We start from the raw sequence: 12,145 nt of genomic DNA, 5'->3' as shown, positions 1-12,145 counted from the left end.
AGGAGACATCCCGCGTAATGTTGCTAGGTCTTTTATACGTGAATGTGTGAATATGATTAACGTGAAGAATGTGATTGCTCGCGTTTGTCATGTCGACGGGAGGAGACATCCCGCGTAATATCGGGAAAAGCCTGATAGCAGCACTGCCGATGAACGAAATGCGACGCAACGAAGTTTAACCGCAGTAATAAAGCTGGTATCCCAAAAATTTAAACGTTGGTCAAACGTAAAGCGTCAATTATCAAACCTCCATTTACGATTTGCAAAAAATCACAAATCGTAAATATTAAATCACGAATAAATAATCTATTTTGTCCTTCATCCCGCTTCTTAGGGAAAGAGCAACTATTGTGCCCCTCCGGCAAACGAACGCAACTCATACATAATGGTTAATTAAATGAAGCGTAGAAAATTCTTCAAATTATCTGCGGCTGCAAGTGCGGCTGTAATGATGAATGGTTTGCCCGTACGTAGCCTTGCAGGGAATCAGGCATTGCGGACACTTGCCCGTCAAACGGAGCACTCGGGCAGGGTACTAGTTTTAATACAGCTTATTGGCGGTAATGACGGACTCAACACCATCATTCCCCTTGATCAGTATAGTAATCTCAGTGCCGCGCGTTCCAATATTTTAATTCCGGAAACACAAGTGCTGAGCATTAACGATCGGAAAGACGTAGGTTTCCACCCGGCGATAGATGGTTTGCGCAACATGTATAACGATGGCATGATGAACATCGTGCAGGGAGCAGGTTATACGAATCCGAGTTTCTCGCATTTCCGTTCTACTGATATCTGGAACGAAGGCGCCAGTGCTACGGAATACCTCGATACCGGCTGGCTCGGAAGATATTTGACACAGCGTTATTCGGGTTTCCCTACAGGTTATCCTAATAACGATATGCCTGATCCGCTGGCGATACAGATTGGCAGCGGTGTTTCTCCGGTTTTTCAGGGAACGAATGTATCGATGGGCATGGCAATTTCAGACATCAGTAGCTTTTACAATCTGGTAAGCGCCACGGTAGATGCCGCTCCGGCCACACCTGCAGGGCACGAGCTGACTTTCCTCCGGTTTATTGCGCAGCAAACACAATCATATAATAGTTCACTGCAAACAGCAGCATCAAAAGCCAATAATCTTTCTTCTTTATACACTACCGGAAATACGCTTTCAGACCAGCTCAAAATTGTAGCGCGATTGATTGCCGGCGGATTAATGACTCCCGTGTATCTCGTAAGCATGACCGGGTTCGACAACCATTCTAACCAAACAGATAGCAGTGATCATACCATCGGCGCGCATGCTACATTATTGCAAAAATTATCGGACGCAGTAACCGCGTTCTTTGACGATTGTAAACGATTAAAGATTGACGATAGAGTAGTGGCCATGACTTATTCAGAGTTTGGGCGTCGTATCAAATCAAATGGCAGCCTGGGTACCGATCACGGAACGGCAGCGCCAGTAATGGTTTTCGGCAATGCCGTTAATCCGACAATCATCGGCAGCAACCCTTCGATTGAGCAAAATGTTTCGGTAGATGACAACATTGCAATGCAGTATGATTACCGGTCTGTTTATTCGTCTGTATTGGCGGATTGGTTTCAGCTCGATAAAAATTCTGTAAGTGATGTCTTACTGAATTCATATGATGTCTTGCCGATCTTCCGGGAAAATTCTGCTACAGTGCCAGCGACAGGAAGCGTTGCAAACAGTCAGGAAGCGCTGGGTCAAAACTATCCGAATCCTTTTTCGCGCAGTACTACCATCAATTTTACCAGCAAAGGCGGCACTACGGTTATTCAGTTATTTGATGTTTCCGGTCGTGCTATAAAAACACTCACACAACAACAATACGGCAGCGGCCAGTTTTCAATAACTGTGGATCGCGACAATCTGCCGGCGGGCAATTATTTCTACCGCCTCATCAACAGTGAGGGGCAATGGAGTAAACAGATGGCGGTGGTGGATTAGGCCTCCTCTAGCTCATTCAAAGGAGGAGGACGCTCAACGCGAGTGAAGCCCCAGGTATGTAATTACGCGATAACCCTGATGCCGGAGGGGCCCTACGAGATGCCTGTATGTTATCACAGGATGTTTTACTCACGTTTGTCACCCTGACGAAGGAAGGGTCCCGCGAAATGTGTGCACGTTATCACAGGCATCGCGATGTTTGCTACAGGATGTTTTACTCGCGTTTGTCACCCTGACGAAGGAAGGGTCCCGCGAAATGTGTACCCTCATTTCGCATTGGGAAAAAAATCCTTTGCCACCAGCTTTGCCGCTCCGGTAAAACATCGTTGCGGCGCTCCGTTCATCGGTACTGCTACTATTAAGCAGGACCATATTTCCGCGGGCCCCCTCCTAACCTCGGGGAGACATAAAGTTATACGCTGGTGTTGTCGCATATTTATCTTACTCGTGATGGTCACCCTGACGAAGGAAGGGTCCCGCGAAATGTGTACCCTCATTTCGCGGGATGTCTCCTTAAGTCGACGTGACATGGGAAAAACACTGAGAAAATACTTTCGTACAGACATTGCATGCAACGTTTATCGAAATCCGAGTAAAAAACATCAACGTCCGAGTTCTGAGCTTCAACGTCCGGGTTCGGAACTCCGACATCTGAGTAAAAAACATCAACGTCCGAGTTCGGAACTCCGACATCGGAGCAAAAAACATCAACGTCCGAGTTCTGAGCTTCAACGTCGGAGCAAAAAACATCAATGTCCGAGTTCTGAACATCAAAATCGGAGTAAAAAACCTCAACGTCCAAGCAAAAAGCATCAATCTCCGAGTTCTGAGGTTCAATAGAAAAGCTATAAAACAGAAATCCCGCCACTTGGGCGGGATTTTCATTTTGTTTTGTATTCCGTTGCTACTATTTAGTTGTGTTGTCGGCGGGTTTTGTCCTGCGACCGGGGAAGCGCTCCGAAAGGTCTTCAAAAACCACTTTAGCATGCGTTTCGCCATTTTTCGCTGCAGTGCGCACCGCGCTGTAATACACCAGCGCATTTGTAAAAGCTTCATTTCCTGCCAGCATCACCGTATCGTCGATATTTACAGCCAACTGATTGCACTGCTCCAGCACAGGGCGAAGGCCGTCCGCAGTATCAAAGTCCATTTTTAGCGCTGCTTCGTCCAGATATCCCGGTTTAAATTCAGGATTCTTAAAACAGTAGTCTACTACTTTGCCTACGAAAGTGTAAGATTTGTTGCTCATCTTCAAGATGCTTTGTCTTTCAGCTGCTGTGAGCGTGTGTGTGTAGGGAGCGAGCAAGGCTTTCAGTTCGTTGATTTTTTGAATGGCCTGGTCAATAACTGCTCCCGGAATCGGGGTGGTGATTTTGTCTTCCATTTGTTTATCAAATTTTAGAATTCAGCCATACCAAAACATTTTTGATGCCAAACTTTGTTAAATAATATAGAAATGAATAACGAGTAGATGAAAATTTAAAACGGCCGCTGATAGTCAATGCATCGTTATGTTCGTGAATCATAAATGCGAAATCAGGTTGCGGTCCGGTTTAGGCGGGAGAGCGGCTGTCATGCTTTTCATAATGACTGCATTATTTAAATATGCTTCGCCGTAGCCGCCGCCAGAAAAAATCTTCGCGCTTTTGCCTCTTACGCATATCGTCCAGAGTGAAGCGTTGGGTCTGCGGAAAACCTTCGTCTCCCGACAATCACAAATCTTCAATCGAAAATCTTCAATAAATGTATCTTGTGTAGTATCTAACTATTTTTAATAGACGGCCGTCTATATATTCAGACCACCAAGCATGATGAAGCCATCCGTCTGCCCCTTGATTAAAAGCAAGATGAGAAAAATCCCTTTTCTCGTCCTGATCATCTTTTTGTTGATCACCTCCGCAACGCAAGCACAATTAACACTCAATACTTCTGTAACGGCAACCCAGCTGGCTCAGCGACTAGCCGGCCCGGGCGTGACGGTAATGAATCCTGTGCTCACGTGTCCCAGCGGCGCAAGCGCTATTTTTACCGCTACCAACAGTAATCTGGGCTTGGGCGGCGGCGTGCTGCTGACCACGGGTTATGCACAGACCAATGCCTCCATATTTCAGTTTGGTGCCGACGGTCCTGCTGCTTATGTGCCCGACAATCCGCGCGGCGCAGCCGGTTCTTCAGCATTAGGGACAAATACCTTTGATGCCTGCACATTAGAATTTGATTTCGTGCCTATCGGCGATACAATCAGTTTCCGCTACGTATTTGCTTCGGAAGAATATTCCATGTTTAACTGTACCAAGTACAACGACCGGTTTAAGTTTTACATTTCAGGCAATTCCGCCTCCGGCGATATGGCGGTAGTGCCGGGTACAAGCATTCCCGTTGCAATCAATAGTATTAACTCCGGTGTGCCCGGGCCGAACGGTGATATATCGAATTGCCAGAGTATGGGCACCGGTTCGCCGTTCCCACAGTATTATGTGGACAACACCAACGGAACCACTATTACTTATGATGGTTTTACTGTACCGCTGATTGCAAAATCGCCCGTGCAGAGCTGTGATACGTATCACCTTGTGATGGTCGTTGCTGATGTGGTAGATGATATTGTAGACTCCGGTGTTTTTCTCGAAGAAGGAAGTCTTACCAGCAAACCCGTTACGCTCAGAGCAATTGGCGGTGCCAACGGCGTTTTAAATACACCAAAGCCTTATTGTGTGCGAGGCTGTGCGGCTGGTAAATTTGAAATCAATCGGCATTCCGCTTCACCTTATCAGCAAAAAATCCGCTACGAACTTTCGGGAAGTGCTGTAAACGGATATGATTATACAGCGATACAATCGCCCGGGCGGGCAGTCATCCCGGCCAATGATTCTTTAGCCTATATCATTATTAATCCGCAGGCAGTTCCGGGCGGTAGCAAAAAAGTTAAGATCAGAATTTTCCAGCCTTGCGATACATTGAACGTGCTCGACAGTACTGAATTGCTGATCATGGATTCGGTTTATGCAAAGATTCAGACCAACGATACCGTTATCTGTAAAGGGGACACGGTACATATTTTAGCTTCCAAAGATCCATCCACAACATTTACCTGGACACCAACGCTTGGCCTGATTGATCCAAATGTTTTATCACCTTTCGCGAAGCCAGATCAAACAACAAATTATCAGTTGACAGTATCAGTTCCCGGCTGTCCGGATAAACATGATGGTATTGCGATCACGGTGCGGCAACCCGCGCATGTTGATCTGGGCCCCGATAAAATTGTTTGTCTGAATACGCAAATTCTGATGGATGCGGTGGTGACGCCGGCTAATCAGCAATATCAATATCTATGGACGCCCTCTTCAGGACTCAATAACAGCAATGTGCAGAATCCGGAATATACGCCTACAACGGCCGGCGATTATTCTTATGTACTCAGTGCAGACCCCGGCGCATCCGGAAGATGTGTAGGCAGAGATACGGTAAATATTCATGTAATGCCTGATGATTTTGTCGTTTATCTGGAGGATACTGCGATTTGTAAAGGTGATATTATTAATGTTTCAGGCAGCGCCGATCCTAATTTCAGCTGGCATTGGTCACCGGCGACAGGCGTTTCAGATGTAACTGTTTTTGGAACATCTATTACCACTGACACCACTAGAACGTATACCGTTACCGCGCACTATGGCAATTGTCCGGATGTGACGAAAGCGGTGCATATAGAAGTGCAGCCAAATCCGACTGTTTACATCGGCGCCGATGTTCAGAAATGTTATTGGGATACCGTTCATTTCCATCCGGTCGTAGGTCCGTCCTGGTATCATAATTATACATACAGTTGGCAGCCGCCTTACGAAATGGCGGATCCTGATCAACCGGATACTTGGTTTTTCGGGCACACAACCACCAATCTCACATTGGTTGTCACAACGCCGGCAGGGTGTAAGGGGAGTGATGATGTTTTGGTAACAGTTTTCTCCAATTCGTTTGCGAGTGTGAATCCTGCAGATACCGGCATTTGTCCGCGCGACAGTGCACAATTGCATGTTAGTGGCGGCGTTTCGTGGCAATGGTTTCCGGCCGATTATCTGAGTGCAACTAATTTGCAGGATGTAACCGTGACGCCGTGGGCTGATATGCATTACACTATTGTGGTAAAAGACGAACATAATTGCCCGGATACGCTGCAAGCCAATGTAGCTGTGCACTCCAATGCGGTAATCAACTTGCCGGATACGGTGATCGCTCCGGAAAATGTAGCCGTGCAATTGGACGCGGGTGGCAATTGTCTGTACTATAATTGGTTTCCTCCATTGGGATTGAGTGATGTGACGATTGGTAATCCGATGGCGATGCCGCCGGTCAATACCAGATACATTGTAGAAGGGAGAACGGAAGCGGGTTGTGTGGCAAAAGATTCGGTAACGGTTCTGGTTGATCCTACTGTTTATGTAAAATTGCCTAATGCTTACAGTCCTTTATCGCCTTCGGCAAATGAACTCAAACTAATTTATCAGGGCGATGTGCAATTGAAATCATTCCGTATTTATAACCGCTGGGGACAAAAGGTTTTTGAAACTACTAATCTGAATCAAGGCTGGGATGGCCGTTTGAATGGTGAATTGTGCGCGATGGGGGTATACGTTTACATCATCGAAGCAACGGGTAAAAACGGAAAGTCATACAATACCCAGGGCAACGTAACACTAATCCGGTAATTGAGCTGAAGGCCTAAAGCTCAACACAGAAAGCTTTCCCATGTTATTTTGCAATGAGCTTTGTGTCTCCGCATCCCAACACGAGCAATTTTATTGCATGAAATTACTTGCTACCATGAGCGGAAATTTTGTAACAACACGAGTAGCTTTAAGCCTTACGCTTTTGGCTTTTCAGCTTTCACGTAACTTTACGGAACAGATTTTGCTTCACTTCCCAAAAGTATACTTATGAGACGTCTCTTTACTGTTAGTTGTCTTGCCCTCGTTACAATCTTCAGCCAGCAGGCAAATGCACAAATGTGCTGCGTGAAGAAGACAGGCACAGACATGCAGGCGCTGGCATTCAACGATGAATTTAAAAAAGCGCATCTGGCTCCCGAACCATTTACCTACGTGCCCCAAAGCGGCGGACAGGATATTAAATTTCCGACCACCGATGGCAAAACAGGTAATGCATTCTACGTTCCGGCAAAAACAGCTTCCAACAAAGTGTTGCTCCTGTTCCACGAATACTGGGGACTAAACGATTACATCAAGCGTGAAGCAGAGCGCTGGCAGCAGTTGCTTGGCGACGATATTTCAGTATACGCAATAGATCTTTATGATGGCAAAGTCGCTACAGATCCGGAGGCTGCGGGCAAACTAATGGCAGGCCTCACGCGCGAGCACGGCGAAGCAATTGTAAAAGGTTTGCTGAATAAAATAGGTAAAGGCAAACAAATTGCAACATTGGGCTGGTGTATGGGCGGTACCTGGTCTTTCAATGCAGCATTGCTCGCAGGCACAGAAGCGAAAGCCTGCGTGATGTACTATGGTTTTCCGGAGAAAGACAAAAACAAAGTAAAAACCTTGCAGGCTGATGTACTATATATCCGTGGTGACCGTGATCAGTTCATCAAAGAGCAGGATGTAGACCAGCTTGAAAAAGAAGTAAAAGCCGGCAGCCATGTTTTTGAATTGCATCATTATGATGCCAACCATGCCTTCGCCAATCCAAGCAATCCAAAATACGATAAACAAAACGCCGACGATGCGCAGATCAACGCGGTAAGATTTATTCAGGGACACTTTAAATAAGTCAAAACGTTGATTCATTAACAGGTTTATACGTCAAAGGTTTATTGTCAAGTGCAAAATCCTCCGAAATATCCCAGTTTTCAAAGCAGTTGTTAGCATGTTTAAAAAAACGGTCAGACGACTCGAAGCCGTCCGACCGTTTTTTTATTCGATTAATTTTCAGTTACAAATCGCGACGTATTAATCTGTTGACTTTTTAACGTATTAATGCGAAGCACTACCACCCATCTCCATCCAGTAAATTGCCCAGACCGCCGAGCACACTACCTTCCTCCTTCTTTTTATAAGTGCCGTATTGCAAAATGCGGGCTGCAAGTCTGCTGATTGGCAGTGTTTGAATCCAAACAGTTCCCGGTCCACGCAGCGTTGCAAAGAACACACCCTCGCCACCGAAAATAGTATTCTTGATGCCGCCAATAAATTGGATATCGTATTGCACATTTGCCGTAAAGCCGACAATACAGCCCGTATCTATTTTCAACACTTCACCTGGTTGCAAAATCCGTTCCGTTACGTGGCCACCGGCATGTACAAACGCCATTCCATCGCCTTCCAGTTTTTCCATAATAAAACCTTCACCACCGAAAAGGCCGGTTCCCAGTTTCTTCTGAAACTCAATACCGATGGCTACTCCTTTCGCAGCACAGAGAAAAGCATCTTTCTGGCAAATCACTCTTCCGCCAAGACGCTGCAGATCCAGCGCGATAATCTTACCAGGATACGGTGATGCAAAACAGACCCGTTTTTTACCCTGACCTACATTCGTATAGGTAGTCATAAACAAGCTTTCACCTACCAATAGCCGTTTGCCCGCGCTAAAAAGTTTTCCCAGCAGTCCGCCGCCTTGTTGCTGACTACCGTCGCCGAATATCGTTTCCATTTGTATGCCATCATCCATCATCATAAATGCTCCGGCCTCTGCTACAGCGGTTTCCTGCGGATCCAGCTCTACTTCCACATATTGCATTTCCTCACCGATAATTCGATAGTCTATTTCGTGATTATTACGCATGTTCCTCAGTTTTTCATTTTGGTTATTAAAATTAGAGCGCAATGGTCAAATAACCCACGTCATTTTTCACGGGTAGTTTTGTGCATTTTGTCGGCAGCTAACGGGCTAAAAAAGCAGGTAAAAACCGTTGAAATACTTGATATTAAATGAACAGGTCTATAGATATTTGTATTCATAAACCCTTATTGACGAAAGCAAGCAACCCACCCACAAGATCTAAAGCGAAAATGAAAACAAAAACAAAGAGGTACCCCTAATATTGAAACGTAAGCAAAGGATGAAATCCATCCGCCCCTGATTGGAAGCGGTATATGAAAGCACTCAGGCCCTATGACCATGAAAGCTGAATATGCCGCTTTTCTTTTGTCTCTTCTTAAAAAATTATGCTATTAGAAATAATCTTCTTAATCTTGCACCCATGAAAATGATGCACCATACTTCCTGCTGTAACATAAAGTGGCCAAAAACACTTGTGAAGGGATTTGCATTATAATCGCACGGAAAACATTCTGAAAGAAATACAGATATATGCGCCCTTCGGTATTCCCGAGGGGCTTTTTTTATAGCTTGTTTAAAACAAACCGGCTCCAAACAACGGCAAAACAAAATATGATGAAACTGATCAACAAGAAAATCTGCATGACCAAAGATATTGGTATTCATGGCAACGTATTCGGCGGTATCCTTATGTCGTGGATCGACGAAGCGGCAGCTGCATACGCTACAGAATTCTGTTGTACGCCAAATATGGTCACACTGAGAGTGGGGGAAATGTTGTTTAAAAAACCGCTGAAAGTAGGTAATCACGTGCGTGTGTACGGAGAAGTCGGCCACTTGGGTAATACATCCATTACGCTGAATATAGAAGCAAGGAAGTACAATGTGTATAGTGGCGAAGATACCGTTGTGTGTACTACTTCTATCACCTTTGTGCGCATCGACGATGACGGCAATCCTACGCCAATAGGTGAATCTGTGCGGAAACGTTACCTGGAGCAAAGCACCGAGACATCATTCACTGACTAGAAGTATAAACTAACACTGTATTTTTCACGGTATGCCAACGGGGGATTACGTATGTAAAACGAGTAAAAAATGCTCAAAAAAACAGTTGTTTAACTGCTTGAAATTCTTTACAGACAAGCGATCTTTGTATCAGAAAGCAACCGTGAGATAATCTCACCCCTAGATCGGACGAAGAGTCCATTTGAAACGAAAAGCACGGATCTCAAGATCCAAATTTACAAAGCGGTGAATCGGCGCAGCCCCTAAGGAACGACGTGTCATCGCTTTCTTTTTTATTTATTGCTCGGGAACTTCAGTTTGTATGTTGTTGTCCTCAAATTCTTTGTCGAGGTCAGAAAGGCGGATCGGTTTTTCTATAAGCCGTACACGGGCATCTGCAGGCAAATCTGGTAAACTGGGGTGGTAGGCGCTGATGAGATTAATACGGATATCGGGGTGCAATCTGCAAACTTCTGGTGCAATACGCCAACCTTCACCGTCCGGTAGATTATTATCCAGAAACAGAATATCTGGCTTTACCTCGTCAATTTTCTGCATTCCATCGGCTACGGAATGAGACAGGAATACTTCAAAGTTTTTTCGGAGAAAATAACTTTTTAAAAGCAGGGATAAATCAATCTCATCATCAATAATCAGAACAACTTTCCTTCCATTCATAATTACCCAGTTTATAATGCCGTTTTAAATTACGTGCCCCGGAACAGGGAGCTGCATTTTATGATCTTATACATTAGCACTGCAAATACAATGCCGGAAGCCCGCATGTACGTGAACTAACTCATCGGCATAGTGCCAACGTTTATCCAGTCATTTCTCAGATCTGCCACGGTTTGCATAAGCGCCTCAAAACTGGTTGGTTTAGTGATATATCCGTTAGCGCCGAGCTCATAACATCGCTTTTTTTCCTGCTCATTGCTGGTTGTACTGAATACAATAACGGGAATCATACGCAGCCCAGGACTTTCTTTCAGCTCTTTTAACACCTCGCGACCGTCTTTTTTAGGCATATTCAGATCCATGAGAATAAAACTCGGCAGATACGACGTGCTTTTAGTGCCGGATAAATTGTGTAAATAATCCAACACTTCTACGCCATTTTCTACAAATTCCAGCTTTTCCGTAAAGCCGTTTTCCTCAAATGCCGCCTGTAGCAGAAAGCGATCGTCCGCGTCGTCCTCGGCAATTAAAATGAAAATATCCTCCATTCCTCAAATGTGTAGGGTAAAGATAAGTAAAATAGACCACCAAGGCTCCGATGCCAATAATAGATCATTTTTGAATTTAACAACCAAACGCCTGCCCTATATAATATATACACTGTTTGTTAAAAGATTCTCTTTATGACCAGCATTCCTACTCCGGTTAAGGTTAAGTTGCGACGCTCCGTTCATCATCAGTGCTACTATTGAAGACGTCTATATATAATATGCGATTTGGTGCGTTTTAGTTGTGAGTCCCTCCTATTGTACTCGCGTTTGTCATGCCGAGGAACGAGGCATCCCGCGCAATGTAGGAGCATGCGATAGCAATTGCACTCTGTAGGGCTTGCACAACACCCCGGCCTGAGGTAACTACGGCGTTAAGAAATGAAATACATGCAGTGAGCATAATGGTGTTTGGATTGACATATAAGAGGTCAGGCGTCATTGTCCGGCAGCACAGTAGCAATGTGGTTAAATCAGGCGCCTGTCTGAACCCCGGCGTGATCGGGTGAAGACTGCCTTTTTTGCCCTACTTTTTGGGCATGCAAAAAGTAGGAGAGAAGGGATTCTGGAGCCGAATTGCGGTTATAGCAGCTCAATCAACACTTAAAAGCCAACATTTCATGTGTTCGGACATATATTTTGAAACGCATGCCAGGCCACAGTGCTGCATTCCGTCCATTACAAGGAGGTTTTCATCAAAAAACTTGCGCCAGACATTTGGAAGTGAAGAGACTTTATCTACCTTTGCACTCCCAACAAAAACGGGACAGTTCTTAAAGAGGTTGCCAGAGGTGATGAAGCGGCTGAAAGGCTTGCACAGCAAGCGATTCGGCGAAAGCGAGACTTGAAAAACTTTTTCAAAGAAAGTTTGGAAGTTTGAAAACAAACACTACCTTTGCACTCCGCTTCTGAAAAGGGGCAAAGAAAAAAGAAGATCTTTAAAAGGCGCGGTTGTTTCAAACAGAGGCTGAGTGAGTTGTGAAAATAAGTCTTGAAAAAAGATTTGGAAGTTTGAAAATAAAAAGCGTACCTTTGCAGCCCGCTTCGCGGCGGAAAGCAACAAAAAGATAACACAGTTCTTAAATAAAAAGATGCGCAGGTTAAAGGCCTGAGAGAAAAAAGCGGTTCAATTCCGATAGCA

General features: G+C 45.0%; 9 protein-coding genes. 4 read left to right on the top strand and 5 right to left on the bottom strand.

Features of this window, described 5'->3' with window-relative positions; translation table 11 throughout:
- Window positions 1–397 precede the first annotated feature (397 nt).
- Entirely contained in the window at window positions 398–1,978 is a 1,581-nt protein-coding gene (locus DN068_RS00055; RefSeq protein WP_110996830.1) for a DUF1501 domain-containing protein, read from the top strand.
- Between the two features lie 907 nt (window positions 1,979–2,885).
- Here DN068_RS00055 and DN068_RS00045 read toward each other — a convergent pair.
- On the bottom strand, window positions 2,886–3,362 hold the full coding sequence (locus tag DN068_RS00045; protein ID WP_110996828.1) for a hypothetical protein: 477 nt from the start codon (window positions 3,360–3,362) through the stop codon (window positions 2,886–2,888).
- A gap of 463 nt (window positions 3,363–3,825) precedes the next feature.
- On the opposite strand from DN068_RS00045, the gene DN068_RS00035 reads away from it, so the two are divergent.
- Together DN068_RS00035 and DN068_RS00030 are read left to right on the top strand one after the other, a co-directional pair.
- Window positions 3,826–6,684 carry a choice-of-anchor L domain-containing protein gene (locus DN068_RS00035; protein WP_165836233.1) on the top strand — a complete coding sequence of 953 codons (2,859 nt, stop codon included), beginning with the start codon at window positions 3,826–3,828 and terminating at the stop codon, window positions 6,682–6,684.
- A gap of 228 nt (window positions 6,685–6,912) precedes the next feature.
- On the top strand, window positions 6,913–7,761 hold the full coding sequence (locus DN068_RS00030) for a dienelactone hydrolase family protein (RefSeq protein ID WP_110996825.1): 849 nt from the start codon (window positions 6,913–6,915) through the stop codon (window positions 7,759–7,761).
- Window positions 7,762–7,978: 217 nt separating this feature from the next.
- On the opposite strand, the gene DN068_RS00025 is transcribed toward DN068_RS00030, so the two are convergent.
- On the bottom strand, window positions 7,979–8,773 hold the full coding sequence (locus DN068_RS00025; RefSeq protein ID WP_110996824.1) for a TIGR00266 family protein: 795 nt from the start codon (window positions 8,771–8,773) through the stop codon (window positions 7,979–7,981).
- 609 nt (window positions 8,774–9,382) lie between these two features.
- On the opposite strand from DN068_RS00025, the gene DN068_RS00020 reads away from it, so the two are divergent.
- A complete protein-coding gene (locus DN068_RS00020; RefSeq protein ID WP_165836232.1) occupies window positions 9,383–9,799 on the top strand; it encodes an acyl-CoA thioesterase in 417 nt (138 codons plus the stop codon).
- Between the two features lie 276 nt (window positions 9,800–10,075).
- On the opposite strand, the gene DN068_RS00015 is transcribed toward DN068_RS00020, so the two are convergent.
- From DN068_RS00015 to DN068_RS22205, 3 genes are all read right to left on the bottom strand, one after another.
- A complete protein-coding gene (locus DN068_RS00015; RefSeq protein ID WP_110996822.1) occupies window positions 10,076–10,456 on the bottom strand; it encodes a response regulator in 381 nt (126 codons plus the stop codon).
- Between the two features lie 116 nt (window positions 10,457–10,572).
- The gene (locus DN068_RS00010) at window positions 10,573–11,004 is read right to left on the bottom strand and encodes a response regulator (protein WP_110996821.1); all 432 of its coding nucleotides are present in this window, start codon (window positions 11,002–11,004) and stop codon (window positions 10,573–10,575) included.
- A 738-nt stretch (window positions 11,005–11,742) separates the two neighbouring features.
- A partial coding sequence (locus DN068_RS22205; protein WP_207798818.1) for a hypothetical protein occupies window positions 11,743–12,145 on the bottom strand: 403 nt, incomplete at its 5' end.

The sequence above is a fragment of the Taibaiella soli genome (assembly GCF_003236175.1).
Lineage (GTDB): Bacteria > Bacteroidota > Bacteroidia > Chitinophagales > Chitinophagaceae > QKTW01.
The sequence above is the reverse complement of the archived record's forward strand: the minus strand, read 5'-3'. Positions and strand labels throughout refer to the sequence as shown.